Annotated in this window: 22 protein-coding genes; 9 read left to right on the forward strand and 13 right to left on the reverse strand. The window is 70.9% G+C overall.

Going from position 1 to position 26,523, the window contains the following annotated elements:
• Window positions 1-20 precede the first annotated feature (20 nt).
• Both ACFUN8_RS00130 and ACFUN8_RS00135 read right to left on the reverse strand, forming a co-directional pair.
• Window positions 21-359 (reverse strand): thioredoxin family protein, encoded by a 339-nt coding sequence (locus ACFUN8_RS00130; protein WP_383629444.1) that lies wholly within the window; start codon window positions 357-359, stop codon window positions 21-23.
• A gap of 130 nt (window positions 360-489) precedes the next feature.
• Window positions 490-1,908, reverse strand: a complete 1,419-nt coding sequence (locus ACFUN8_RS00135; protein ID WP_383629446.1) for a DEAD/DEAH box helicase — start codon at window positions 1,906-1,908, stop codon at window positions 490-492.
• 425 nt (window positions 1,909-2,333) lie between these two features.
• On the opposite strand from ACFUN8_RS00135, the gene ACFUN8_RS00140 reads away from it, so the two are divergent.
• Window positions 2,334-3,272, forward strand: coding sequence for a CPBP family intramembrane glutamic endopeptidase (locus ACFUN8_RS00140; RefSeq protein ID WP_383629448.1), 939 nt, complete (start codon window positions 2,334-2,336; stop codon window positions 3,270-3,272).
• Here ACFUN8_RS00140 and ACFUN8_RS00145 read toward each other — a convergent pair.
• The 6 genes from ACFUN8_RS00145 to ACFUN8_RS00170 form a co-directional block, all read right to left on the reverse strand.
• Entirely contained in the window at window positions 3,232-4,515 is a 1,284-nt protein-coding gene (locus ACFUN8_RS00145; RefSeq protein ID WP_383629450.1) for an FAD-dependent monooxygenase, read from the reverse strand. The genes ACFUN8_RS00140 and ACFUN8_RS00145 overlap by 41 nt on opposite strands.
• Window positions 4,516-4,664: 149 nt before the next feature.
• On the reverse strand, window positions 4,665-6,071 hold the full coding sequence (locus ACFUN8_RS00150; RefSeq protein WP_383629452.1) for an MFS transporter: 1,407 nt from the start codon (window positions 6,069-6,071) through the stop codon (window positions 4,665-4,667).
• Between the two features lie 242 nt (window positions 6,072-6,313).
• The gene (locus ACFUN8_RS00155; RefSeq protein ID WP_383629454.1) at window positions 6,314-8,833 is read right to left on the reverse strand and encodes an FtsX-like permease family protein; all 2,520 of its coding nucleotides are present in this window, start codon (window positions 8,831-8,833) and stop codon (window positions 6,314-6,316) included.
• A complete protein-coding gene (locus tag ACFUN8_RS00160; RefSeq protein WP_383629456.1) occupies window positions 8,830-9,657 on the reverse strand; it encodes an ABC transporter ATP-binding protein in 828 nt (275 codons plus the stop codon). The genes ACFUN8_RS00155 and ACFUN8_RS00160 overlap by 4 nt, the downstream gene beginning before the upstream one ends.
• 339 nt (window positions 9,658-9,996) lie before the next feature.
• The gene (locus ACFUN8_RS00165) at window positions 9,997-10,851 is read right to left on the reverse strand and encodes a DUF5707 domain-containing protein (RefSeq protein ID WP_383629458.1); all 855 of its coding nucleotides are present in this window, start codon (window positions 10,849-10,851) and stop codon (window positions 9,997-9,999) included.
• A gap of 397 nt (window positions 10,852-11,248) precedes the next feature.
• On the reverse strand, window positions 11,249-12,253 hold the full coding sequence (locus ACFUN8_RS00170; RefSeq protein WP_383629460.1) for a helix-turn-helix transcriptional regulator: 1,005 nt from the start codon (window positions 12,251-12,253) through the stop codon (window positions 11,249-11,251).
• A gap of 108 nt (window positions 12,254-12,361) precedes the next feature.
• Between ACFUN8_RS00170 and ACFUN8_RS00175 the strand changes: the two genes are divergently transcribed.
• Window positions 12,362-13,117: an NIPSNAP family protein gene (locus ACFUN8_RS00175; protein ID WP_383629462.1), complete on the forward strand. Its 756-nt coding sequence runs from the start codon at window positions 12,362-12,364 to the stop codon at window positions 13,115-13,117.
• A gap of 146 nt (window positions 13,118-13,263) precedes the next feature.
• On the forward strand, window positions 13,264-13,917 hold the full coding sequence (locus ACFUN8_RS00180; RefSeq protein ID WP_383629464.1) for a class I SAM-dependent methyltransferase: 654 nt from the start codon (window positions 13,264-13,266) through the stop codon (window positions 13,915-13,917).
• Window positions 13,918-13,982: 65 nt separating this feature from the next.
• Here the strand turns inward: ACFUN8_RS00180 and ACFUN8_RS00185 are convergent, their stop codons facing one another.
• A complete protein-coding gene (locus ACFUN8_RS00185) occupies window positions 13,983-15,593 on the reverse strand; it encodes a serine/threonine-protein kinase (RefSeq protein ID WP_383629466.1) in 1,611 nt (536 codons plus the stop codon).
• A 323-nt stretch (window positions 15,594-15,916) separates the two neighbouring features.
• Here ACFUN8_RS00185 and ACFUN8_RS00190 point away from each other — a divergent pair, with 323 nt between their 5' ends.
• Window positions 15,917-17,140, forward strand: coding sequence for a serine hydrolase domain-containing protein (locus ACFUN8_RS00190; protein WP_383629468.1), 1,224 nt, complete (start codon window positions 15,917-15,919; stop codon window positions 17,138-17,140).
• 32 nt (window positions 17,141-17,172) lie between these two features.
• Here the strand turns inward: ACFUN8_RS00190 and ACFUN8_RS00195 are convergent, their stop codons facing one another.
• Window positions 17,173-18,006 (reverse strand): class I SAM-dependent methyltransferase, encoded by an 834-nt coding sequence (locus ACFUN8_RS00195; RefSeq protein WP_383629470.1) that lies wholly within the window; start codon window positions 18,004-18,006, stop codon window positions 17,173-17,175.
• Between the two features lie 144 nt (window positions 18,007-18,150).
• Between ACFUN8_RS00195 and ACFUN8_RS00200 the strand changes: the two genes are divergently transcribed.
• The 5 genes from ACFUN8_RS00200 (at window position 18,151) to ACFUN8_RS00220 (ending at window position 22,455) form a co-directional block, all read left to right on the forward strand.
• Complete coding sequence (locus ACFUN8_RS00200; protein WP_383629472.1) at window positions 18,151-19,098, forward strand: LysR family transcriptional regulator; 948 nt, start codon at window positions 18,151-18,153, stop codon at window positions 19,096-19,098.
• Between the two features lie 104 nt (window positions 19,099-19,202).
• Window positions 19,203-19,745, forward strand: coding sequence for a DapH/DapD/GlmU-related protein (locus ACFUN8_RS00205; protein WP_383629474.1), 543 nt, complete (start codon window positions 19,203-19,205; stop codon window positions 19,743-19,745).
• Between the two features lie 174 nt (window positions 19,746-19,919).
• Window positions 19,920-20,606, forward strand: a complete 687-nt coding sequence (locus ACFUN8_RS00210) for a DUF4232 domain-containing protein (RefSeq protein ID WP_383629475.1) — start codon at window positions 19,920-19,922, stop codon at window positions 20,604-20,606.
• Window positions 20,607-20,704: 98 nt separating this feature from the next.
• Window positions 20,705-21,667: a RimK family alpha-L-glutamate ligase gene (locus tag ACFUN8_RS00215; RefSeq protein ID WP_383629477.1), complete on the forward strand. Its 963-nt coding sequence runs from the start codon at window positions 20,705-20,707 to the stop codon at window positions 21,665-21,667.
• Between the two features lie 5 nt (window positions 21,668-21,672).
• The gene (locus tag ACFUN8_RS00220; RefSeq protein ID WP_383629748.1) at window positions 21,673-22,455 is read left to right on the forward strand and encodes a RimK family alpha-L-glutamate ligase; all 783 of its coding nucleotides are present in this window, start codon (window positions 21,673-21,675) and stop codon (window positions 22,453-22,455) included.
• 25 nt (window positions 22,456-22,480) lie between these two features.
• Here the strand turns inward: ACFUN8_RS00220 and ACFUN8_RS00225 are convergent, their stop codons facing one another.
• The 3 genes from ACFUN8_RS00225 to ACFUN8_RS00235 form a co-directional block, all read right to left on the reverse strand.
• On the reverse strand, window positions 22,481-23,743 hold the full coding sequence (locus tag ACFUN8_RS00225; RefSeq protein WP_383629479.1) for a low temperature requirement protein A: 1,263 nt from the start codon (window positions 23,741-23,743) through the stop codon (window positions 22,481-22,483).
• 230 nt (window positions 23,744-23,973) lie between these two features.
• Window positions 23,974-25,278, reverse strand: coding sequence for a peptidase (locus ACFUN8_RS00230; RefSeq protein WP_383629481.1), 1,305 nt, complete (start codon window positions 25,276-25,278; stop codon window positions 23,974-23,976).
• 434 nt (window positions 25,279-25,712) lie between these two features.
• Window positions 25,713-26,486 (reverse strand): polysaccharide deacetylase family protein, encoded by a 774-nt coding sequence (locus ACFUN8_RS00235; RefSeq protein WP_383629483.1) that lies wholly within the window; start codon window positions 26,484-26,486, stop codon window positions 25,713-25,715.
• Window positions 26,487-26,523: the final 37 nt, after the last annotated feature.

Below are 26,523 nucleotides of genomic sequence, written 5' to 3' on the forward strand. Positions count from 1 at the left end.
CCGCCCCCGTACGCGCCTGCTCACAGGTGGGCGTCCAGGAACTCCCCGAGCGCCGTCCTGGACATCGGGCCGCTCCCGGCCGCCATCGCCTCGCCCCGGTCGATCAGCACGAGGGAGGGCGCGCCGGTGACGCCGTAACGCCGTACGGGGCCGGGGCACCTTGCGATGTCGGCCCGCACGACGATCAGTCGGCCCTGGTAGTCGTCGGCCACCTCCCGCGCCAGGGCGTCCATTTCCTTGCACGCTGCCGCGACCTTGGGCCACACCCCGTGGAAGTACGCGAGCACCGGGACGTCCGCCCTAGTCAGGATGAACTCGAACTCGGCTTCCTCATGGGGTCGTTGGACCCTGTTCGCCATCGGCACTCCTTGACGCTCCACTCGATGCGAGGCAGTGGGTGCCTCCTTGTGTCCCTAGGACGTATCCCAGACGTATCCCCAAGACGTATCCCCGAGACGTGTCCCCCGACCGCGACGGCCGTGCCGCCCGTCAGTGGGCCCTGCGCGCTCGGGCCGCCTTGCGGGCTTCCGCCATCGTGCGCGCCTCCGCGGCCTTGCGGGTTTCCTTCGGCGGGCGGCCCGCGCGGGTGCCCATACCCCGGAACGCCGCGTTACCGGTCTTCGCCCCGTCCTGCACCGGCGGGCGCTTCGCGCCCGTGATGCTGGTCAGCGTCTCCTCGCCGGAGCGAACCTGGGCGACCGTGGGCCGGATCCCGGCGTCCGACATCATCCGGTTCACGTCCCGGCGCTGGCCGGGTGTGACCAGCGTGACCACCCTGCCGGACTCCCCGGCACGCGCGGTGCGCCCGCCACGGTGGAGGTAGTCCTTGGGGTCGGAGGGCGGATCCACGTTGACGACGAGGTCCAGGTGCTCGACGTCGATGCCACGGGCGGCGACATTGGTGGCCACCAGCACCGTGATCGCCCCGTCCTTGAACTGAGCCAGCGTGTGCGTACGCTGCGGCTGCGACTTCCCGCTGTGCAGAGCACCCGCCTGTATGCCGCTGCTCCGCAAGTGGCGGGTGAACTGGTCCACACCGTGCTTGGTGTCCAGGAACATCAGCACCCGTCCGTCCCGGGCCGCGATCTCGGTCGCCGTCACGTACTTGTCGGCGGGATGGACGTTCAGTACGTGGTGCTCCATCGTCGCGACCGAGCCCTCCGCCCGATCGACCGCGGCGAGCACCGGCTCGCTCAGATATTGCCTGACCAGTTGATCGACGTTGCGGTCGAGCGTCGCGGAGAACAGCAGCCGCTGCCCGCCGGGGGGAGTCAGGTCCAGGGCCTCCGAGACCTGCGGCAGGAAACCCATGTCGCACATCTGGTCCGCCTCGTCCAGCACCGCGATCCGCACCCGGTCCAGGTGACAGTCCCGCCGGGCGACGAGATCGGCCAGCCGTCCCGGTGTCGCCACCACGATCTCGACACCCGCCCGCAACGCCGCCACCTGCCGGTTCATCGCCAGCCCGCCGACCACAGTCACCGAGCGCAGCCCGAGCGCCTCCGCGTAGGGAGCCAGCGCCTCGCTCACCTGCTGCGCGAGTTCCCGTGTCGGCACCAGGACCAGCGCGAGAGGGCGCTTCGGTTCGGCGCGCCGGCCCGCCGTACGTGCGAGGAGCGCAAGCCCGAAGGCGAGGGTCTTTCCCGAGCCGGTCCGCGCGCGGCCGAGGACATCCCGGCCGGCCAGCGCGCTCGGCAGGGTGGCCGCCTGGATCGGGAAGGGCTCCCGTATCCCGAGCCGCGCCAGCACCTCCATCAGCTCGACCGGCAGCCCCAGCTCCGCGAAGGAGCCGGCCGGCGGGAGGCCGGGCGCCGGCGCCCCCGGCACCGAGAGCTCGCCCCGCGGGGCCCTCCCCCGGTCGGACCTGCCGGATCCGGAGCGACCGGTGGCCGACTGCTTCGCCTTCATTGGGGATTCCTCGTCTCGACGCCCTGAACGGACCTGGGCCCGTGCCTTGTCCGGCACGGGCCCAGGATCTCTGCAAGCGTGCCCCAACCTTACCAGCGCGGGCCTCACGGCGACGGTCCCGCGGCCCGGCCGGGCACCCGGGGATGGGCGTGCCAGTACGTGCCAGGTGGTCAGCGTACCCAAGCCAGACATTCCAGAGATAAAGCCCGACCTGTCGCGTCGGCGGCCGGGAGGGGGCGCCCGGGGGGGGAATGGCACCCCGATACAGGTCGTCGCGCGGCTCTGCGCGCTCCCGGCAGGGCGCCCGGCGCCGGGGTCGAGTACAGGCTGCTGTACCGCCCATCGGGGTGTCCACGGCAATGATCCGCGGCCCTGTGGCTGGTGTGCTGGACGCATCGCAGCAGGCCCATCCGAGAGGACACGCGGTGACCGTCCAGACCACCTCAGGCATCCGAGGCGCCTTCCAACGCGCCCCGCTGACCTGGTTCTTCATCCTCGCGTACGCACTGAGCTGGCTGGCTTGGGCGCCGTACATCCTGTCGGAGAACGGGCTGGGGGTCTGGCACCACGACTTCGGCGCCGGCGGCTCCGGTCAGATCCTGGGGGTACTGCCGGGCGCGTACCTCGGCCCGATCTGCGCGGCCCTGCTGATCACCTACCTGACCGAGGGCCGTCAGGGGCTGCGGAACTGGCGGGCCCGGATGACCAAGCTCCGGGTCGGCTGGCAGTGGTATCTGCTGGTGCTGGTCTCGGTCCCCGCCGCGCTGACCCTCGCCACCGTCGCGATGACGGACACCGAGCCCGCACTCCCCGGCGCCATGGTGTTCGCCATGTATCTGCCCGGCCTGCTGGTCCAGATGATCACGACCGGCCTCGCGGAGGAGCCCGGCTGGCGCGAGTTCGCCATGCCCCGGATGCAGAACCGCTACGGCCCGCTCATCGCGACCCTCGTCGTGGGTGTCCTGTGGGGCGCCTGGCACCTGCCGCTGTTCCTGACCGACTGGGGCGGCGGGCGGGGCCTTGACCCGATGGGCGTGGTGGAGTTCATGGTCACCGCGCTCGCCTTCAGCGCCGTCATGACGTGGGTGTTCAACCGCTCGGGCGAGAGCATGCCGCTGGTCATGCTGCTGCACACCAGCGTCAACAACTTCTTCTCGATGGCCTGGGCCGACATGTTCCCGAAGCTGACGGACAAGCAGGGCTCCCAGGCGTTCCTGATGGCCGCCGTCACGGCGGCGCTCGTCGTGCTGGCCGTCACCCGGGGCCGGCTGGGCTTCACGGCCGAGCCGGCCGTGCACGCCACGGAACCGGTACCTGTCGGTGTCACACCCCCTCCGACGGCCGGCTCCTCCCCCGCCCCGTGACCGTCGGGGGGCGCGCCTGGACGCAGGGCGTGGGTGTCGGTTCCGGCAGGGTGAGTGCCGAGTGGGCCGGGCGGGCCGGCGGCGTGGGGACGGTGTGGAGGTTGCGGAGCCTGTCGTTGCGCTGCTCCAGGGCCTCGGCCGTGGTGGGGAAGAGGGTGGCGCCGCCCTCGCCAACCAGGTCCTGGTTCAGGGCCACGAACGCGCGGGTGTCGTGTTCGTAGGCGGCGAAGCCCGCCGTGTGGCTCCGGTCGGACAGGGCGGCGGCGAGCATGTACGCGCCGACGAGCGCGAGGCTCGTGCCCTGGCCGGTCAGGAACGAGGGGGCGTACGCGGCGTCGCCAACCAGCGCGACCCTGCCGCTGGACCAACGGGGCATACGGATCTGGCTGACCCCGTCGAAGAACACGTCGTCCGCGTCGCGCATGGCGGCCAGCATGCGGGGGACTTCCCATCGCGCGTCGGCGAAGACCTCGGCGACCAGGTCCCGTTGGGCCTCCGGGTTACGGAACGCGTCGAACGGCGGTTGCGGCTGGGCGAAGTTCAGGAAGGCGTGGACGGCGTCGTTGTCCCCCACGGCGTAGAGAGCCGCCGACCGGCCCGGGGTGTTCCACATGACGGTCTCGTGGGAGAGCCCGAAGGTGTTGGGCATGGTGAAGATGGCGAAGCGGTACCCGAGGTAGCGGTGGAACGGTTCCTCGGGACCGAACAGGATCTCCCGCGTGTGGGAGTGCAGACCGTCCGCTCCGAAGACCATGTCGAAGGTACGGCTGCCGCCCCCGTGAAAGGTGATGTCGACGCCGTGGGTGGTCTCGTGGAGGGTGGCGACGGAGTCGTTGAAGAGGAACTCCACGTCGTCACGGACCGCCGTGTGGAGGGCTTCGGTCAGATCCCCGCGGCGCACTTCGAGATCGCGTCCCGCGACACCGCCGGTGACGGTGTGGGGGTGGATGGAGGCCACCGTGCCGCCGTCCCCGTCGAGGAAGGTCAGCCGGCGCAGGTCGATGTGCGCGTCCTGGAGCCGTGGCAGGATTCCCATCCTGCGGACGACCTCCAGTGCGGTGCCACGTATGTCGATGGGGTAGCCGCCGCTCCGTGGTGTGGCCGCTTTCTCGACCACCGTGACCGCGTACCCGTGGCGGTTCAGCCAGTACGCGAGGGCGGGACCCGCAATGCCGGCCCCGGAGATCAGGACGTTGCGCCTCAGTGTGGTACGGATGCCCGTCGGCTGCTCGGTGGGGGTCATTCCTTGGCTCCTTTGTTCATGGTGCGGATGCTCATGGGCGGACGTTCGCGCTGCGGACGTTCACGGTGTGGATGTTCGCGGTGCGGATGCTCGCGCTGCGGATGCTCGCGCTGCGGATGCTCAGGGGCGGACGTTCGCGCTGCCGACGTTCAGGGGCGGATGTTCGCGCTGCGGACGTTCAAGGTCCGGACGACAAGCAGGGACAGCGCCGTGAGGGCGCCGGCGATGACGAAGCCGGTGACGAAGGCCGATTCGGCCGGGACGTCCGACCCCGACGGGGTCGCGGCGGTGAGAAGCGCCCCACTGAGCTGCACACCCACGGCGAACCCGATCACGCGAGTCACCAGGACCAGGCTGGTGGCGATGCCGGTGTCACTCCGGTCGACGGACGTGGCGGTGGTGGTCACCAGCGCCGTGACGCACAGGCCGTTGGCGAGCCCGATCAGCGCCTTGCCGACGACGAGGTGCCAGACCTCGGTGTGTACGGCAGCCAGGGCGAGCAGGCCGAAGGCCATCAGGACAACGCCGGTGGCGACCACGGCGCGTGAGCCGAAACGCCGCGCCCCGATCCCGCCGAGCGGCCCGGCCAGCGTCGCGGCCACGGCGCCAGGCAGCAGGAAGAAGCCGATCTCGGTGGCGCTGGCCCCGAAGCCGTACGCGTCGTCGGACACCGCGAACAACTGCGGTACGAGATAGACCGCCGCCGAAGTGCCGACGCATATCAGGAACGTCAGCACGCACGACTTCCACACCGCGGGCCGTGCCAGCATGCGCAGGTCGACCATCGGCGCCGCCGCACGGCGCTCGACGGCCACCCAGCCGCTCACGAAGGCGGCCAGAAGCAGGATGAGGGCGACGAGCACGAGTGGCTGCGAGGCGATGTCGGGTGCCAGCGCGAGTACGAGCATAAGCGTGACCAGCGTCCCGCTCAGGAGAAGCAGACCGGCCCAGTCGACCCCGCCGTCGTGGGACTTGCCCGGCGGGTCCGCCGGCATCAGCTTGCCCAGCAGCAGGGTGGACCCGATGACCGCGAACGTCGGCAGCGCGAACATCCAGTGCCGGGACAGCCCTTCGGCGACGGGCCCGGCGGCCAGCGTGCCCGCCATCCCGCCTCCCACGAAGAGCCCGCTGACCACGCCGATGGCCACCTTCGACTCTCCGTCGGGGAGGTGTTTGCGTACGAGGATGAACGACAGGGGCAGCGCGCCCACCATCGCTCCCTGCAGTACCTGGCCGAGCAGCAGCACAGGCAGGTTCGGCGCCAGGGCGGACACCAGGCCCCCGGCGGAGACCACCGCCATCAGCCGGATCAGGACCCGTTTCCCGCCGTAGCGGTCGCCGAACTTGCCCGCGACCGGCGTGATGAGCGCGCCGGTGATGAGGAGCACGATGCTGAGCAGCGCGCCTTCGGCCGGACTCATGTCCAACTCCCGCTGCAGGAGCGGGAGCGTCGGCGTCACCACCGACTCCAGGGCACCGGTGGCGACCGCCAGCAGGCCGAGTGCCCCGACAGCGGCCTTCCCGATGCGCGCCGAGGGGGGCAGGGTTGTGGTCATAAGCGTCCTTTCCGTCATTGCCGGACGAGTGAATGAGTAAGGCGGGCAGGTGAGTTGGGCGAGCAGGTGAGGGAGGTGTTGGGCGTACGCGTGGCGCTACCGTTATGCGGACGTACGCGCGCAGCCGTCCCCGCCGGCCGTCGATGGCGCGGTCGCGGTCGTGGGCGTTCGTGGGCGCGGTCGTCGCCGTCGCCGTCGCCGGGTGGCCGACGTGACGCCGGCTACCGCTCCGTACGTACGCGCTACGACCAGCGGCGCAGTGCCGCCCGCGCCGGCAGCGTCACCGCGAGCAGGGTCAGACCGCCGGCGGCGGCCACCAGGGACCCGTACAACAGCGGTGGTACGTACGGCAGTTCGCCGGTCGTACCGCGCATCATCGGGATCAGCGTGGCCGCCGCGATCGCGGAGCCGAGGACCACGCCCACCGTGGAGACCAGCAGCCCCTCCCAGTGGAGCATCGTCAGCACCTGGCGCCGGGTGGAGCCGACGAGGCGCAGCGTGCCCAGCTCGCGGCGGCGGTCGAGGACCGTCATCACCAGGGTGTTGACGGCGGCGACTGCGGCGAAGCCGCCGAGGACCGCGGCCATGGTGTTGTTCAGCCAGGCGCCCAGCTCCGCGTCGAGGCTCCGCTCGGTGGCGTAGCCGGAGGCGTCGGTGACCTGCCCCAGCGCGGCGAGCGACTTTCCCGAGCCGCCATGAACCAGCAGCGTGCTGTCGAAGCCCGAGGTGACATGCCCGGTCAGGGCCGCCCGGTCCATGGTCACCGTGGCCAGACCGAGGCCCCGGCCGTAGATCGCGACGATCTCGGGGTCGGCCTTGGTGCCGTCGGGGAGGTAAAGCGGGAGCCGGTCGCCCACGCCGACGTCCGCGGAGGTCGCCAGGCTCTTGTCGATGGCGATACGGTTCCCGCCGAGCCGGTCGAGGCTGCCCTTGCGAACGTCCAGATCCTGCACCTTCGCGAGTTCGGCGCCGGAGCCGGTGACTCCCTGCGTCGCCGCGCCCTGCAGCGACTTGAACTCGCCTGAGCCGATCGGCACCAGCACCTGTGTGTTCAGCAGGCCGACGGCCGCGTCCACGCCCGGTACGCCGGCGGCGTTCGCCGCCGCGTCCACCGGGAGGCCCGCCGGATGCGTAACCACGTGGTCGGCGGTGATGCCCGCGCGCACCTGCTTGTCGGCGACGCGGCTCTCGCTCGTGTACATGAAGACGAGGGTCGACGCGAAGGCCACGGCGAGCACGATCGGAGTGATCGCGGAGGCCAACCGGCGTGCGTTGGTACGGGAGTTGGCGGCGGCCAGTGACGCCGACGCGCCGGCGCCGCGCAGCGGGAGGCCGAAAAGGCCCGCGCACAGCCGTGCCACCAGTGGGCCGAGCAGCGCGACGGCGAGCATGAAGAGCATGACGACGCCGAGGGCGGCGCCGGCCGCGTCGTCCCCCGCGGAGTTCGCGGAGACGCCGGTGAGGATCGTGCCGCCGACGAGGGCGGCGATGCCGAGCATCGTACGGATCACGCCGGGCCGCAGCCGCTCCACCGACGCCTCGCTGAGCGCCTGTCCCGGCTTGATCCTCGCGGGCCTGCGTCCGGCCATCCAGCCGGCGCCGAGCGCGGTGAGCAACCCGATGGCGACGGCGCCGAGAAGGGGAATCCCGGAGACATGCACCTGTACGGCCTCCGGGACCGCGCCCCGGTCCCGCAACTGCCCGAACCACCAGTGCGCGAGCCCGATGCCGGGCAGACAGCCCAGGATCCCGGCGACCGGCGCGATGAGCAGTGCTTCGGAGGCGACCGCGCGGCGGATCTGCCGGGGGGTGGCGCCGACGGCGCGCAGCAGCGCGAATTCGCAGGCTCGCTGGGACACCGACAGGGCCACGGTCCCGGCCGCTGTGAAGATCGCGACGATGGCGGCTATGCCGCCGAAGGAGCCGCCGATTCCGAAGAGCGTCACCTTGGCGGAGGCGAGGCCCGGGTCCTCGATGGCGCCCCGGTCGTCGCCGGTGTGCACATCGGCGCCCGAGCCGGCCAGGGCCTTCCTCACGGAGTCGGCGAGAGCGTCGGAGTCGGTGCCGTCCTTCGCCAGCACGGCGATGGCGTCCGCCTTGCCGGGGTGGTCGGCGAGCGTGGGGGCCTGGGCGTCGGCGAACCAGGCGATGGCGCCCCCGGTGCCGGTCCCGGCGTCGGTGTCGGCGTCGCGGGTGGTGTCCGCGGGCCCGGCCTTGGCGACGCCCGCGACGCGGAAGTCCTGCCGCCCGGAGGCGGTCTCCAGCGCGACGGTGTCGCCGACGTCGGCCTTCGCGGCGCGGACCGTGGCCGCGTCGAGCACGACCTCGCCGTCGCGGGGCGCGGAGCCGGTGATCAGCGCCGTACCGGTGAAGGCGTGCGAGCCCCAGCCGTGGCCCGTGAGCGCCTCGCCGCCGTGGCGCACCGGGAAGGTGAAGTCCGCGACGGCGGCGGCCACACCCGGCGCCCCGGCCGCCTTCGCCGCCAGCCCGGCGTCCAGCCGTGCCGTGTCAGGCAGCGGCACGGCTTCCTTCTCGCGGTCCTCGCCGCTGCCGGTGACGACGTACTCGTACTGGTCCGCCGCCGCGACCACCGGCGCCCTCGCGTACCGCTCCGGCGGCACGGACGCGCGCAGTCCGGTCTCAAGCAGGATGCCGCAGGCCGTGACGATCAGCGCCGACATCATCAGCGCGACGAAGGTCCCCGCGAAGGACGAGGGCTTGAAGCGGACGGCCGAACGGGCGAGCCCGTTGGGGAGCCTCATGCCGCCGCACCCGCCATCGCGCCCGCGTGGGAGGTACGGGCGGTGAGCGTCGCCATCCGAGCCGCGATCTGCTCCGCCGAACCGCGCTCCAGGCCGCCCGCGAAGGCGCCGTCGGCGAGGAACAGCACGTGGTCGGCCCAGGCCGCCGCGGCCGGGTCGTGGGTGACCATGACGACCGTGGCGCCGAGGGTGTCCACCGCGTGCCGGAGCAGGCCGAGGACCTCGGCGGCGGTCACGGTGTCGAGGGCGCCGGTGGGCTCGTCCGCGAACACCACGTCGGGGCTGGTGACCAGGGCACGGGCGACGGCCACACGCTGCTGCTGGCCGCCGGAGAGTTCGCCGGGCCGGCGCCGCGCCTTGTCGGCGAGCCCGACCTGCGCGAGCACCGCGGCGGCCCGGCCGCGGTCCTGGCGCTCCCCGGCGAGCCGCATGGGCAGCAGGACGTTCTGCTCCACGGTCAGCGACGGCAGCAGATTGAAAGCCTGGAAGACGAACCCGAGGCGACTGCGGCGCAGCTCGGTCAGCTCGTCCTCCTTCATGTCGGTGATCTCCGTACCGCCGAGTCGCACGGACCCTTCCGTCGGCCGGTCGAGCCCGGCGGCGCACTGCAGGAAGGTGGACTTGCCGGACCCGGACGGGCCCATGACGGCGGTGAACGTGCCGCGCGGGAGGGCGAGATCGACGCCCGCGAGCGCCTGCACGGAGCGCGCGCCCCGGCCGTACCGCCGCCGGACACCGCGCAGTTCGACGGCGAGCCCGGGTGTGGCGGCCGGACCCTCCGGCCGGTCGTCCGCCTGCTGTCGCTTACCGCTGCCTAGCCTCATGCCGTGCCCTTCCGCGTTCTTCTCGTGCTGACGGAACGCAGAGTGCGGGGACGGCCGCGCGCCGGGCGTCATACCTGGGAGCCAACGTGGATCCAGTACCGAGGTAGGGGTGGAGCGGGGCGGTCCGGGCCACCGAGGCGCGGCGGGCAATCGCTGAAATGGCGGCGGCCGCCCTGCACCTCGGATGGAGGTGGGGCGGCCGCCGCTTTCCGCGTAGTTCCGTGAATCCGTAGTTCCGTGGGTCCGTAGTTCCGTGGGTCCGTAGTTCCGTGGGTCCGTAGTTCCGTGGGTCCGTAGTTCTGTGGGTCCGTGGGTCCGTTACGGGGGGGACTAGGCGGACTACTTCACGTCGACGTAGTCACCTGCGGCGCTGACCGTCGCGGTGGACGCGATACCCGCGTAGGTGAAGCGGTAATAGCCGTCGGCGGACGCCGTGACCGTGGTCTTCAGCGCGCCGCCCGTCGTCGACTTGATGCCCTTGACATTGGTGTAGTTGGTGGTGCCCGCCTTGCGGAATTGCAGCACCACCGACTGGCCGCTGAGGCCCACGTACTTGTTCGACTCCCAGTCGGCACGGGTCAGCGCGCCGGTGACCGTGACGGTCTTGCCCTTCACCACCGGCTCGGGGGACGCGTTGACCGTCAGCTTCGACATGCGCTGCAGGTTGAAGCCCTTGGCGTTGTCCTTCTGGACGTAGTCGGCGTCCGTACCCTGAGCGATCGCCCAGACCTTCCAGCCGCCCGCCAGCTTGTTCAACAGGTCGTAGTTGGCGTCGACGGTGTAGGTGTGCTTGCAGGTGGAGGTCGTGTCGTCGACCTGGGTGCAGACGGCCTCGGCCTCGTTGGGCACCCCGCCCCCGTCCAGGTTGTCGAAGGTCGAACCGTGCCACAGCACCGCGGTCGCCCACTCGATGCCCGAGTCGTCGGTGGCGGTGAAGCTGACCGTGAAGGTCTTCTTCGTGGTCGCGCCCATGACGACGGACTTGCCGCCGTTTACGACCACGTTCGAGATTGTGGTGTCTCCGCTGACGTCGTCGGCCGCCACGTCGACCGACGACTCGGCCGACGCTTCGGCCACGGCGTTCTTCGTGAACGAGGAGACGGTGTTGCTGTCATCCGCCTGCGCCGCCGGAACGGCGAGAGCGGAGAGGGCCAGGGCGCCTGTCACTGCGGCGACAGAGGCACGAATGCGCATGTGTTTCCCCACGTCTGAGAAAGGGGCGCACGGAAAAACTCTCTTGCGTGCTTCCGTGGCGTCCGATCATCCAGTCAATCTTTGGAGTCTGCTGACTCCGTTGATCAGACATGGGGTACCGGTGAATGGTTGTGCGATTCCGTGAAATTTCCTCTCGCATGCGTTATGCGGGGCATTACGGAATCCAGGGCCAATTACCTCTGACTGTCGACCGACTGGGTAATGAATTGGGAATTGCAGGTTACGAGTTGCGGAATACTGCACGACGGCGTGGCAGGACTGCCGCGCCGCCCCGGACCCACCACCTCTTCTTTGGCCGGTTCCCGCAGTTCACCCCGTTGCCCCGCTGCCCCGTTGCCCCGCTGACGTGGTGGTTTGCCGGTCCGTCGGGGCGGCGTCACGTCCCCGTCCCCATCCCCCCGGGACCGACGTGTCCGTAGGTCCGGGCAAGGGCGTACGCCGTGTCCGCCACGGCCCGGCGCAGTTCCTCCGGCGCGACGACCTCGACATCGGTACCGAGCCGCAGCAGCTCGCCGCACGCGTGCTCGGTGCTCTCGGTCGGGATGACGGCCTCGCTCCAGCCGTCACCGCCAACTGGGCCTGCCGTGGCGGCGAATGCCCGTACCACCTCGGCGGGGACGTTGGCCGCCAGCCGCTCGCGCCCCCTGGGAGACAGCCGGATGGTGGCGGTGCCCGTGTACCGACGCGTTTCGAAGCCGTCCAGGTAGGACGACCAGTACTCACCCAGGACGAAGTCCTGCGGCCGTTCGAAGTGCTCGTCGCTCAGAGCCGCGTCGAGAACCTGGGTGATCCGGTAGGTGGCGGTCCGGCCCTCGGCCGCCGCCACGAGATACCAGGTGCCCGACTTGAGCACCAGGCCGTAGGGATACAACCGCCGCTCCACCTCTCGCGGTTCGCGCCAACGGCGATAGCGCACGTCCACCGCTCGCCGGCTGAACACCGCGTCGACGAGCAACGGCAGATACGGGGTCGCCTCGGCTTCCCGGTACCAACCCGGAGCGTCCAAGTGGAACACGGCGTCGGTGCGGGTCGCCTCGTCGCGCAGGTCCGCGGGCAGAGCGGCCAGCAACTTCAGCCGCGTCGCGGCCACTTCGTCGGCCAGCCCCAGATCGGCGGCGGGCGCGGGCAGTCCGGCGAGGAACAGCACCCTGGCCTCGCGCTCGCTCAACCCGGTCAGCCGGGTGCGGTAACCGTCGAGCAGCTGATAGCCGCCGGTACGGCCCTGCTCCGCGTAGACCGGGACGCCGCTGGCCCTAAGACGGTCCAGGTCGCGGTACGCGGTCCGCACGGAGACCTCCAACTCGTCGGCCAGCCGTCGCGCCGACATACGGCCGCGGGTCTGGAGCAACAGCAGCATCGACAGCAACCGGTCGGCGGACATGCCGAGGATTCTGCTCCGAAACACTGACAGGTGCTGGCACACCCGGGTCCTACCGTCGGCCCAGGTCGGTCCAGCCGGCTCGAAGTACGAGAAGGAACGGAGTACGCCGTGCCCGGAACCGACCCTGTCGGCCACCCTGCTGTGATCGAACTGCGCCAGTACACCCTGCGCCCCGGCCGACGGGACGAGTTGATCGAGCTGTTCGACCGCGAGTTCGTCGAAACGCAGGAAGACACCGGAATGATCGTCCTCGGCCAGTTCCGCGACCTCGACGATCCGGACCGTTTCGTCTGGCTGCGCGGCTTCGAGGACATGGAGACCCGGCGGGACGCCCTGTCGGCGTTCTACGGCGGGCCGGTCTGGGCCGCGCACGGCCCCCAGGCCAACGCCACCATGCTCGATTCCGACAACGTCCTGCTGCTGCGGCCCGCCCCGGGCTGGTACGGGCCGGCCCGGAGCGGCTTGGCGGTGTCCCCGTCCGAACGGTGCCGGCCGGACGCCGCGCCACCGGACCGGTTCGTGGCCGCCGCGCTGTGGCACTTCCCTCCGGACACCCACAGCGGCGCCGAACTGATCCAGGACGGCCTCGTCCCACAACTGCGGCGGACAGGGACCGCACCGTTCGCCGTACTCACCACGGAGACGGCGGCCAACACATTTCCCGCGCTCCCGGTCCGTACGGGGGAGAACGTCGTCGCGGTCCTCACCTCGTACCCGGACGAGACCGCCCACCGCCGCCACCTCGCCGCCGCGATGGCCCAGCCCCTCGTACGGAACGAAATCCTTCCGGCCATCGAACGGGCGCAGACCGCGGCCTCTCAACTCCTGCGGCTGGCGCCCACCGCCCGCTCACTCATCCGCTGAGGAACGGGGCGGTGGCATGCGGGCCGACAGGAACCGCGCCGGTGGGTGTGGCGCGGTTCAACTCGGGCTCGTAACAAGGCCTTTCACCGGCCCGGCCAGCTCTCGGGTCAGCTCTCCTGTCAGTGCTCCGGTCTAACGTCGCCCGCATGGCTGACCCCTCCTTCCTGAGCGCCATCCGCGAGTCGTACGACACGGTCGCCGCCGAATACGTCGAACGCGTCCCGCCTCCAGCCGCGCTGGACCCACTGTCACGCGCGATGCTGGCGGGGTTCGCCGAACTCGTGCGGACGGCCGGTCCGGGGCCGGTCGCCGATCTGGGATGCGGCCCCGGCCGCATGACGGCGCACCTGGCCGGGCTGGGGGTGTCCGCCTTCGGCGTCGATCTGTCACCGGAGATGATCGAGCTGGCCCGGCACGCCTATCCGAACCTGCGGTTCACCACGGGCTCGATGACCGCGCTGGAGATGACGGACGACGAACTCGGCGGCATCCTGGCCTGGTACTCCACCCATCACACGCCCCCGCAGTGGCTGCCGGCGGTGTTCGCCGAGTTCCACCGCACGCTCGCCCCCGGCGGCTACCTGCTCTGGGGAAACTTCGTCGGCGACGAACGGCTCCAGCCGACCCAGGGCTACGGCCGTCCGGTGTCGTACGAGTCCTACCTCCTGCCCCTGGACCGCGTGATCGCCCTGCTGGAGCAGGCCGGACTCGTGATCACCGCGAGGCTGGAACAGGAGCCGACCGGCCGGGTGAACAGACCCCACGCCTGCCTGCTGGCCCGCAGGCCCGAAGAACCCTGACGGGACTTGTTCCCGCCCCTCGGAGCGGCTGGTCGACTCCGTGACCGGGCTCCGTCGGGGAGGGTCTAGGCCGCGTCCCGCCAGATCGACAGGGCGCCCTGGAGGAAGGCGATGTCCGGCATCGCCGTCGACTTCGTCGAGATCACGAACAGCGCGATGTCACCCGCAGGGCCCTTGATGCAGATCTCGGTGCCGTTCGCCGCGCCGGCGAGCGGGAGGGTGTGGTTCTTTTCGTCCTTCAGCAGTCGGCGGCACTCTTCGAGGGTGCCGCCCGGTTTGCCGTACAGCTGGAGGAACACGCTTGTGTCGCTCTCCAGTTGGCAGCCGATCGACGGGCAGGCGAAGCGGATGTCGCCCGTGCGGCCCTTCGGCTCGGTGTCCGGGTCCTTGAGATTCACCGAGTTCTTCGCGTCCAGCATGATCAGGGGGTACGGCTCGGGCCTCGGCTCCCGGGGCGAGGCTGCCTGTTCGCCGGCGTCGTCCAGAGCCGCTGGGCCCGAGGTGTCGGAGGTGTCGGTGTCGGGATTCGACGTGTCGGGGCCCGAGGATTCGGAGTCCGGGCCCGGGGTGGACGTCGACGAGCCCGTGGTGTCCCGCTGGTCGGTCCCGCTCGTCGCGTCCAAGACCCGCCAGGTCAGGGCCGATATCAACAGCGCGCCCCCGGCCAGACCGGCGGCCATGAACAGCGTGGTGCGCCGTCTGAGGGTCCTCCGTGCAGGCCGGGTCGGCGGCAGACCGGCGGTCCGGCCGATCAGCGGTTGCGGCTGTGCCGGGGTGGGGTCCGGCACCGGTGGTGGGACCGCGACCGCCGGGCCGCTGATCTCCCGCCACACCGACGGTGTCCCGTCCGCTCCCAGTCGCTGCCGGCACCACTCCACGACCTCCGCCGGCGTGGCCCGCTCCGCCGGGTCGGCGGCCAGGCACCGGGCGAACAACGGGCGCAATGGCTCGGGCAGCAGGTCCAGATCGGGTTCGGAGTGCACGATCCGGTAGAGCACGTAGACGCCCGGGCCGTCGCCGTAGAGCGGCCTGCCCAGCGCCGCGAACGCCGCCGTCTGCGCGAGGGCGAAGACATCGGTGGCCGCCGTGACCTCTGCCCCGGACGCCTGTTCCGGGGCCATGTACGCGGGCGTGCCGACCGTCTGTCCCGTCGCCGTGTACGAGGTTCCGTCGGCCGCCAGTGCGATGCCGAAGTCGATCACGCGCGGCCCGTCGGCGGCCAGCAGCACGTTCGACGGCTTCAGGTCCCGGTGCACGATGCCCTCGGCGTGGATGGCCTGCAACGCCTCGGCCATCCCCGCCATCAGCCACAGCACGGCGGTCACCGACAGCGGACCGCGCCGGGCGACGGCCTCGGCCAGGGACGGGCCGGGCACGTACAGCGTGGCCAGCCACGGTGGTACGGCGTCCGCGTCCGCGTCGATCAGCTCGGCGGTGTACGCGCCCCGGACCCGCCGGGCCGCCCTGATCTCCCGGCCGAACCGCCGCCGGAAGTCCGGGTCGTCCGCCAGCTCCGGCCGTACCACCTTGATCGCGACGGGCCGGCCGCCCTGGGTGTGCGAGAGGTAGACCCGGCCCATACCGCCCGCGCCCAGCCGGGCGGCGAGCCGGTAGCCCGCCACCACGGACGGGTCGGCCGGCTGAAGCGGCTGGAAGACATCCGTCACATCACTCATCGGCCTGCTCCCCCCGTACTGATGCATGGGCCAACGACAGCAGCCTAAGGGGCAGGGTCATGAGGGCGTGGTCCCGGGGCCGACGGGAGGCGCGGGGCCGACGGGAGGGCGCGGGGCCGACGGCGAGTTCGGGACCGACGGCAAGCGTGGGACCGACGGCCGGGTCAGGACCGACGGCCGGGTCAGGACCGACGGCCGGGTCGACTCCGTCGTGGCGCCGAATGAGTGGACTCCTCGGCGCCCGGACGGCAAGGGAGCGTCGGCCACGGGACCGGATGGTGATGTTCAGCGGTCCGCCCCCCCTTCTGGAAGAGGCGCCCCACATGCGACGTACTCCCTCCCGCCGTCTGGTGGCCGCCGCGCTGCTCGCGGCCTCCGTGCTGGCCCCGATGACCCCGATGGCCGCCACCGCCGTACCCGCCACGGCCGTCTCCCCGACAGGAACCGCCCCGCACGACAAGGCCGGCCCCACGTCCGACGGTCTCGGTCGTGAACTCACCGCCCGGCTCGACAAGACCATCGCGGAGGTCCGCGAGCAGACGGGCATCCCCGGCGTCGTCGTCGGACTGTGGATGCCCGGCAAGGGAAACTACGTCCGCGCGACCGGCGTGGCCGACACCGCCACCGGCAGGCCGATGTCCGCCGACACCTCCGTGCGGATCGGCAGCGAGACCAAGACGTTCACGGTCACCGCGCTGCTCGAACTCGTGGACGACGGCCGGATCGGGCTGGACGACCCGATCTCCGAGTACATCCACGGCGTGCCCAACGGTCACCGGATCACGCTGCGCCACCTCGCCGAGATGCGCAGCGGACTGTTCCCGTACACCGCCGACCCCGACTTCACACACGATCTGCTGAGTAACCCGGAGCGCACCTTCACGCCCCGGGAATCGCTCGCGTACGGCTTCAAGCACCGGAACACCTTCGCGCCGGGGACGCAGTTCCAGTACTGCAACTCCAACCTCGTCCTGCTCGGCCTGGTGATCGAGAAGGTCAGCGGTCACCGGCTCGCCGACTTCATCCACGAGCGAGTGCTCGGCCCGGCCCATCTGCACCACACGCTGTTCCCGAAGGGCGCCGAGTTCCCCGCGCCGCACCCGCACGGCTACACCGACCAGACGCTGAGCGGCGACACCGCGGACACCACGCACTGGAACCCCAGTTGGGCCTGGGCGGCCGGGGCGATGATCTCCAACCTGAACGACCTGCGCCGCTGGGCCCCGATCGTCGCCACCGGGACGCTGCTGAGCCCCGAGACCCAGCGGCAACGGCTCAAGACGCTGCCCACCGGCTTCCCCGGCACCACCTACGGCCTCGGGATCTTCAAGGCCGACGGCTGGATCGGGCACAACGGCTCGATCCCCGGGTACGAGACCGTGACGGTCTATCTGCCCTCGAAGAAGGCCACCCTGGTCATCATGATCAACACGGATATCCCGTACGAGGGCCAGGAGCCGTCCACCGTTCTCGCCCGGGCGATCACCACGATCGCCACGCCGGACAACATCTACGACAAGGACAGCTCGATCAGCCCGCGCCCGTAGCGCCGCGCCGGCCGCCTGTCAGGGCCTGGTGGTCAGTTGCGGCGGGCCGTGACGAGCCAGGCGCGCGAGTCGAAGTACACGCCGTCGCCGGTGTCGTGGGCGGCGAGGGTGGCGCGTAGCCGCGTGCGTGCCTGCTCGGCCGCCGCCGCGTCAAGGCCGACGAGAAGGTCCTGGAACTTCAGCAGGCGAAGCACGCTGTCGAAGGCGGTGGCGGTGTCGGGGCCGTAGTAGACGGGCTCATGTACGTCGGTGAAGCCGACGTCCATGAAGCCCGCCGCCGCCAGGATGCCTTCCGTGACGACCGGGTCGGCGAGTGAGAACGCGTTCGGACCGGGGGCGGGAGCAGCGGGAGGAGTGGGGGGAGTGGGAGAAGCAGGGGGCGCGGGTGTCGCTGTCGCCGCGGTGAGACTCCGGCGGATCGCGGAGGCCCATTCGTTGGCGTCGCGGTCCTGCCAGACCAGCAGCACCAGGCGCGCGCCGGGGCGCAGGGCGCGTCCGACATTGGTGAACGCGGCGACCGGGTCGGCGAAGAACATCGTGCCGAACCGGCTGATACAGAGGTCGAACCGCGCCGGTGGGAAGCCGTGGACCTGGGCGTCGGCCTGTTCGTAGCTGACGTTGGGCGGTCCCTGTTCGGCACTGAGCCGGCGGGCCCGTGCGAGCATCGGCGCGGAGATGTCGATGCCCAGCGCGCTTCCGGTGACGGCGGCGCGGGCCGCCTCGCGCGTGGTCCGGCCCGTGCCGCAGCCGATGTCGAGCACACGGTCGCCGGAGCCGACGCGGGCGGCGGCGCGGAGGTGTTCGTTGTGCAGCCGCAACTCCGCGTCGTAGTCGAACAGTTCCGTCTCTGCTGTCTCTCCGGACATCACGATCACCGGATCCTCTCGATGCCGATTTCAACTGCTGCTCGGTATCGTGCCGTACGGTCGGCGGCCGCCAGGTCCGGGGCGCACAAACAACCGATCCCCGCCCACCCACAACGATCAGTTGTGGGTGCCTAAGGTGAATCAGTGGACACCGAGGCATTGCGATCGTTCGTCCGGGCGGCCGAGCTCGGGCAGCTGCGGCGTGCGGCCGATGAGCTGGGCGTGACACAGCAGGCGGTCTCCAAACGGATCGCCGCCCTGGAACGGGAGCTGGACGTCCGTCTGTTCACACGTACCGCCCGAGGAGTCGAGCTGACGCTCGACGGTCAGGCTCTCCTCCCCCACGCCCGGAGCGTCGTCGTGGGTGTCGAGCGCGCCGTCAGCGCGGTCAGACCGGGCTCCCGCGCCCTTAGGATCGACGTTCTCGGTCTGCGGAGCGCGCAGGCCGTGGTGCTGCACGACTACTGGCGGTCGTATCCCGGAACCGACCTCGACGTGGTGACCCTCCGGGTCGACGACCCGCGCGTAGCGGTCGCCGCCGTCGAAGCGGGGGATGTCGACGCCTCGTTCCGTACCGTCACCGACCCGGCCGCACTGCCGCCCGGCGTGCGGATGATCCACGCCTTCGACTCTCCGCTGGAGCTTCTCGTCGGCCCGGGACATCCGCTCGCCTCCGCGCGGGAACTGACGCCGTCGCAGTTGCGCGGACACCGGATATGGATGCCGGGTATCGCGCCCCGGAGCGAATGGGGTGAGTTCTACGACCAGCTCGTCACCGAGTTCGACCTCCGCATCGACGCGGCGGGCCCGCACTTCGGAGACGAAGTACTCCTCGACACCCTCGCGGACTCGGCGGACGTGGCCACGCTCGTCGGGGCACGCGACCGGTACGTCTGGCCGACGAGCCACGACCTGCGCCGTATCCCGGTCGTGAACCCGACCCTCGTATACCCGCTCTCGCTCATCCTCCCCCGGGCGAATCCGCATCCGGGGCTCAGTGGAGTCATCGCCCACCTCGGAAGCCTGCCAAGGCTCCCCGGGCCGGTCTGGCTCCCGTCCTGGGCGACGGGCGACGGCGTGAACGGCCGCTGACAGCAGCCTCCAGCAGCGGCCCGGCGAGGCTCTCCAGTCTGGCGACTGACTGTCAGTCACCCAGACAACCGACACCACCGATACACCGGAAGAAGGAATCCTGTATGTCCGACGACCGTCTGATGCGCATACACAGCGCCGAGTTCCAGGCCATGGCGGAGAGGGTCCTGCGGGTCACCGAACTCACCTCCCGCCTGAACGTCCTGCCCTTCGACGACGAAGCGGGCAAGGCGGAACTGTTCGAGCAGATCCTCGGCAAGCCGCTGCCGCCGCGCGTCACGATCTATCCGCCCTTCTACACGGACCACGGCCTTCAACTGGACCTCGGCGAGCGCGTGTTCATCAACCAGAACTGCACGTTCCTGGACTACGCCGGCATTCGGCTCGGCGACCGCGTGATGATCGGCCCGAAGGTCACGTTCATCACCGGCGGCCACCCCGTTGATCCCGAGGAGCGGCGGCTCTACCTCACGGGCGCGCCCATCGATGTGGCGGAGAACGTGTGGATCGGCGCCGGTGCCATGATCCTTCCCGGCGTCAGTATCGGGCGCGACGCAGTCGTCGCCGCCGGCGCGGTCGTGACCGATGACGTTCCGCCGGCGAGTCTGGTGACCGGCGGTAAGGCCACCGTGCATCGGCGGTGGTGACGACCCCTTCGCGCGAGCTGTGTAACAGCGGCGTGCCGGGGCCGTGCCGACGACGTCATGGACGTGAGACCGCGTGAACCAGCAGCCATGAGCGGCCCATCCTGATGATCGTAAGCACGAGGTACGAAGCACCTGCCACCCCCGCAGCTGTCACTCCGAACGGAAGAAACTCCAATGAACCGTCGTCTGCGCACCGCCGTTGCCGTCACCGCCGCGCTCGGTGCGGGCCTGCTGATGACAGCGTGCGAGGGCGATGACACGTCGTCGGCGCCGACCGGCGCCCGGTCCTCCGCGACCGCCGCACCGGACTCGTCGACGGCCCCCGACGAAACGTCCGGCGACGGCGACGGTAAGGGCGAGGGTGCGGGTGCGGCTGCGGGTGCGGGCAAGAGCAACGGCGGCAGCGGGACCGGCACTTCGGGAAGCGGCGCGAAGGACGCCGGCGACAAGAGCGGCTACGGGCAGACCTGCGGTACCAACGACCTTTCCTGGAGCGTCAGTTCCGAGTCCCAGGCAGGCGGCTACTTCCTGATCAAGGCCGAGGCCAAGACCGGTATCACCTGCGTCATACCCGCCGCGCTGCCGGTCGTGGCGTTCGGATCGGACGGCACCGAGGCCGAGCCCGCCGAGCAGTCCGCCGGTAACGACATCACGCTGCGGGCGGGAGTCGCCGCCTACGCCGGTGTGAACCCGAAGACGACGGACGAGGACGGCGGCAAGGAGCTGTCCGACCTCATCGTCTCCGTCGCCGGCGACGACCCGAACCCGGTTTCCCTGGAGGTCGACCCGTTCATCGTCGACAAGCCGATCGTCACCAGCTGGCACACGTCCGCCGCTGACGCTGTCCCCTTCTCCAGCTGAGCTGAGCTGAGTCGAGTTGAGCGAGACTGGCTGAACGCGGAGACGCCGCCGAAGCCGGCCGATGTTCAGCACCCCGGGCGGCCAGGAGAAAGAAGCCGATGAGACTCTGCTTTCTGGTGGAGGAGCGCTACCGGAACGACGGCATGCCCGGCGAGGTGATCCGGCAACTCACCGCCTGGGGGCACCAGGTGGACGTGGTGTGGCCGGGGAGCGCACTGGTGCGGCTGCCCGAGGCGATCCAGGCCGGCGTCCATGACGCCTGGGTGCTCAAGACGGTGTCCGGGGGTCCGGGGCTGACACTGCTGGAGTCCGCGGCGGCGGTCGGGCTGACGACCGTCAACGACGCCCGGTCGATCCGCGCCGTACGCGACAAGGCACTCGCCGCGGTGATCGCGCACCACCGGGGGCTGCCGATGCCCCGGACGTACGTGGTCGCGCACCCCGAATCGCTGGCGGAACTGCCGGACAGTGAGTTTCCGCTGGTCGTCAAGCCTGCCGACGGTAGCTCGGGACGGGCGGTGCATCTGGTGCGCTCCCCCGGCCAACTGGCCGCGCTCACAACCGAATTGGCGCGGGAGGGGATGCTGATCGCCCAGTCGTACGTACCCAACTCGGGGACCGACCTCAAGGTGTACTGCGTCCGCGGCGAGCTGTTCGCGGCCGAGCGGCGCTCGCCGCTTCAGCCGCACCAGTCGCATCACTCAGACAAGTCAGACCAGTCACGCCAGTCGCATCAGCCGCATGAGCCTCTGCGCGAGCGGCGCGTGCCGCTCTCCGCCGAGGTGGCCGGGATGGTCAGGGACGTGGGGCGAATATACGGGCTCGACCTGTACGGCGTGGACGTGCTGCTCGGCCCGGACGGTCCGGTGATCGTCGACGTCAACGACTTCCCGAGCTTCCGGCCCGTACCGGACGCCGTGGCGCGGGTGGCCCGCGCCGTACTGGAACTGGCGCGTGAGGGCGGGACGTCACCGGCCCCCGTCGTACCGCTTCCGCTTCCGCTGCCCGGCCCGGTGCGGATTCCCGTACAGATCTCGGCGACGCCCGGCGAGCGACGATGAGAAGGCTGCGGATCGGCCTCCTCACCCACCGTCCCGACCACCCCCTACTCACCGCCACCACAGCCCTCCTGACGGGCCGTCATCACATCACGGTGATCGATCCCGGCGCCTCGTCGTCGTCCGGACACCTCGACGTCTGTCTGTTGAAGGCGCGTACCCCGTCCGCGCTGGCGCTCGCGCGGTCCTTCGAGGAGCGCGGCGTCCCGGTCCTGAACTCGTCCTCGGCGACCGGGCGTTGCCAGGACCGTACGCGGATGGCCACGCTGGCCCGATCCGCCGGACTGCCCTTCGCGGCCACCCGGACCGCACCGAGCCTCGAACGGCTCGCGGCGGAGACCGGCCTCGGCTATCCGCTGGTCGTCAAGAGCCGCCACAGCCGACGCGACGACCTCGTCGCCCGCGTCGACGACGCCTCCGAGCTGACCGCCCTGTGCCGCACCTGGTCCCAAGAGCCCGTGGTGACACAGGAGTTCACCCCGAACAACGGCTGGGATCACAAGCTGTGGGTGATCGGCGACCAGCTCTTCGCCGGCCTGCGCCGCTCGGAACTGGCACCGGAGGGACGCTCCCCGACGCTGCCGCTCGCACCGGACGAGCTGCCCGACGGGTGGGCGGCACTGGCCCGTTCGGTCGGTTCGGTGTTCGCACTCGACGTGTACGGCGTGGACGTGATCGAGACGGCCGGCGGCGCCCCGCTGATCGTGGACGTCAACGCGTTCCCCGGCGTACGGGGCCAGAGCGGCGCGCCCCACGCACTGGCGGCACTGACTCTGCGGGCAGCCGCCTGATCGGTGATCGGCGGGTCCGACCGGGTTACGCGTCCTGCTGCCCGGCAGGCGCGACGGCGGCGAGGTAGACGCCGGCGGCGACCGTGGCCGCCGCGACCGCTCCGGCCAGCGGAACGGCCCAGTGCCCGGCGGCACTGGTGGCCAGCACCAGCACCGCGCCGATCGGTGAGACCAGATGCTGCGCCGTACTCCGTTTGAAGTGGCGCGTGTGCACCGCCCACACCGTGATCATGAAGAGCGCGGTGGGGACGGTGACCGCCAGGGAGCCCGTGAGCGTGGAGATGTGCGCGTGGTGGGTGACCTGTTCGACGGCGACCTCGATCCCGGCGCCGATCGCGGCGGCGGAGCCGAGGATCACGTAGTGGCCGTATCCCCAGACGAACGCCTGCCGGTTGGAGATCAGATACTCGTGGATGGGCACAGCGAAGTAGATCCAGAACGCCGCGAAGACGATGACGAGTCCCCCCGCCGCGATCGGCAGCAGCTCGCCCAGGGCCGCCGACTCGTCGAGCGCCGACTGCACCGCCACGGTGGCGGCGGAGATGGTCTCGCCGAGCATGATGATGGTGAACAGCCCGTGGCGTTCGGCGATGTGGTGCGGATGCCACGGGGTCCGCCGACGGTGCTCGGCGAAGGCCGGTACGGCCAGTTCCGCGACGACGAGCAGCAGGAACCCCCAGGTCCAGGCCGCGTTCGGCAGCAACAGCAGCCCCACCCAACCCAGCTGCACCAGGACGAGCCCGGCCGCGTAGCGCAGTGCGGTCGTCCGGGCGGCCCCGCTCTCGCCGCGCGCCGCCCGCAGCCACTGCAGAGTGAGCGCGATACGCATGATCAGGTAGCCCGTGATCGCGACCGTGTAGTCCGCCTGGTCGAAAGCGCGCGGGACTCCGGCGGCCAGGACCAGGACGCCGGCGATCTGCACCAGGGTGGCGAGCCGGTAGGGGACGTCGTCGCAGTCGTACGCGGAGGCGAACCAGGTGAAGTTCACCCACGCCCACCAGATCGCGAAGAACACCAGCAGATAGCCCGTGATGCCGTGCCCGGTGTCCCCCTCCGCCAGCCCGTGCACCAGCCGCGCCCCGGCCTGCGCCACCGCCACGACGAAGCACAGGTCGAAGAACAGCTCCAGCGGGGTGGCGGCCCGATGCGCCTCGCGAGGACTACGGGCCCGCATCCGGACCAGCGGCACCACGGCCCGACCGTGCCCGGTGCCGGTGCCGGCCCCGACCCCCGTCGCGGTCGCCTGCCCCGTCCCCTTCGCCGCCTCCGTGGGAGAGTCCTCACTCATCAGTGCGCCCTTCCGCTCGCGCCACCCCGGCGGCGGCCACCTGCCCTCTCGGCACAGTGCCCCACATCCGAGCGGCCCGCAGCCGGGGCTCGCGGACGGCGGCCGAGGCGATCATCGACCACGACCCACGGAAACTCCCGAGGTGCCGTCGGCGAGACGGCCAGGAACGGGAAAGGGCGCCCCCGGTGACGGAGGCGCCCTTTCTCAGGGTGTGGCGGGGTAGGACCGCGTCAGGAGGCCGAGTTGGTCTGGCGGCGGCGGACGGTGAAGACCGTGACGGCGCCGAGTGCCAGCGCCGCGCCGGCCGCCGCGGCGAGCTGCGGGAGCGGCGAGGAGGAACCGGTGCTGGCCAGAGAGCCGTCCGTGGTGTTCGCCGGGGTGGTGGACGTGCCGCCCTGCGGCTTGGTGTCCGGGGTCGGGGTGGTCTTGCCGGGCGCGGCGTCGTCCACGTCGCCGGGAACGCTGCCGGCGGCGAGGAGTTCGAAGGCGTACTCGGTGGAGAGGTTGCCGCCGCAGGACTCGTCATTGTTGAAGTAGTCACCGGCGACGAACGCGAGGCCGTCCCCGGCCGGGGCCTTGGCGTCGACCTTCAGGCGCAGCTTCACGTCGGCGTGGGCGCCGGCCTTCAGCGGGCTGATGGAGCCGGCGTAGCCGTCGCCCACGTTCTTCCAGCCCGGGGACGCGGTGGTCGACCACTGCAGGTGGAAGGCGTCGTCGATGACGTTGTAGCCGCCCTTGTCCGTGGCGTGGAAGTAGACGAACGGGGAGACCTTGTCCAGCGTCTTGTTCGTGCCGTTGGCCACGCGGACCGAGAAGTCGGTCGTCGAGCCCGCGACGATCTTGGACGGCAGGCCGTGAGCGACGGTGGTGAGCTTGCTCTCGAACACGCAGTCCGGCTCGTTGGGCTCCTCCGGCTCCTCCTCCTTGGCGTCGGCGAGCGCCTTGTCGGCGGCCTCCTTCGTCTCAAGGGCCTCCTTCAGGGCCTTCTGGACCTTCGAGTACTCCCGCGCGGCGGCGACGCGCGCGTCGTCGGCCACCCGGCCGGCCGTCGCGGCCTTCTCGTCGGCGGCGGTCTTGGCGGCCCCCGCCGAGGCGGCGACGGTCCCGGCGTCGGCGACCGCCTTCTCCGCGGCCGCCTTCTCCTCGTCGGTGGCGGTCTCGGGCAGCGCGGCGAGTGCGGCCTGGGCGTCGGTGAGCGCCTTGTCGGCGTCCTCCTTGGCGGTGGCGGCGGCCGCCGCCTCCTTCCTGGCGGCCGCCGCGGCGACGGTCAAGGGCGCGTCGTCGGAGAGAGCCGCCTCAAGAACGATCTGTCCGGCCCGCTGCGCGGCGAGGGCTTCCTCGTACGCCTTCTGCGCCTGCTCGGCGGCCTTCTCGAGTTCCTCGATGGACGGTTTGCCCCGCTCGTCCTGCTGCGCCCGCACCTGCGACCCGGCGGACGGCTTGGCGTCGGCGAGCGCGGGCGTGACGGTGAGGAGGACGACGGGGGTGGTCACGGCGGCGACAACGGCCGTGGCGAGTATGCGGCGAATCTTCAACGGAGTCCTTCGCGGGTCCGACAAACAGGTCTGGACAACGGGTCTGGGAGCGGGCCCGAAAAGCGAGGCCCGAAAAGCGGGTTCACGTGTTGAGGCAACCGCTGCGGCAGCGACACGCAGGGCTTGGTTGGTGATCGTATGACCGAAAACACCGTTGTCGGAAGCGCGTTAGACAGAGCGCGAGTGCGGCAGACCGTCCGCACAGGTGGGGCAATTGCCGCATAAGGGGGCAGTTGCTTTCCGCACACGGGTCACTTTTGTGATCCATGTCATTTCATGGAAGGCGCCCGGAATCGGCCGTGGAGGCGGGAGTCCGGGGCCGGGTGGCGGTGCGGGTGGGAGTCACTGACCGTGCGGGCGGGAGTCAGTCGGTGTGCGGGCCAACCTCAGTCAGCGTGCGGGCCGGCCTCAGTGACCGTGCGGGCGGGACTCGGTCACCGTACGGGGAAGCCGAAGGAGTACCCCTCCTGCTTCAGCCAGGGCAGCACCTCGCGCAGCGCGGCCACGGTCTGCGAGCGCTCCCCTCCCGCGTCGTGGAAGAGGACGGTCGGGCCGTCGGAGATCTCCCGCTTGACGGTGGCGACCATGGTGTCCACACCGGGACGCTCGAAGTCCTTGGAGTCGACGTTCCAGCCCAGCGGCCGCATCCCCCGGGACGCGGCGAGCTGCCGGCTGTACGGGGTGAAGGCACCGCCCGGTGCGCGGTAGTACTCCGGCCGGACGCCGCCGGACGCCTTGGTGATCATGCGCTCGGCATCGAGGATCTGCTTGGACTGGTATGCCTCGGACTTGGTGTCCATGGTGGTGTCGTGCGAGACCGTGTGGTTGCACAGCTTGTGCCCGTCCGCCACCACCGCCTTGACCAGGTCCGGGTACGCCTGGGCCTGCGTGCCCACCATGCAGAAGGTGGCCTTCGTACCGTTGTCCTTCAGCAGTTGCAGCACCTGCGGCGTCCACTTCGGGTCCGGTCCGTCGTCGATGGTGATGTTGACGCCCTGGGCACCGCGGTCCGAGGCGTGCGCGATGTCCGCCGCCACCTTGGCCACTTCCCGGTCCTGGTCCGGCACGGAGACCCGCGCTTCCGGCTGCCGCCCCGCGACGGGGTTGGCCTGCGCGGTCCACATCGAGGCTGCCGCGGCCACCGCCGTGACTCCGAGCGCCGTAGCGAGAAGGCGGCCGTGCCATCCCTTTCCCTTGTGCTTTGACATGTTCGCCCGCCCCTTCGCTGTCTCCGCCGATGCCGTG

The sequence above is a fragment of the Streptomyces sp. NPDC057307 genome, assembly GCF_042667665.1.
Classification (GTDB): domain Bacteria; phylum Actinomycetota; class Actinomycetes; order Streptomycetales; family Streptomycetaceae; genus Streptomyces.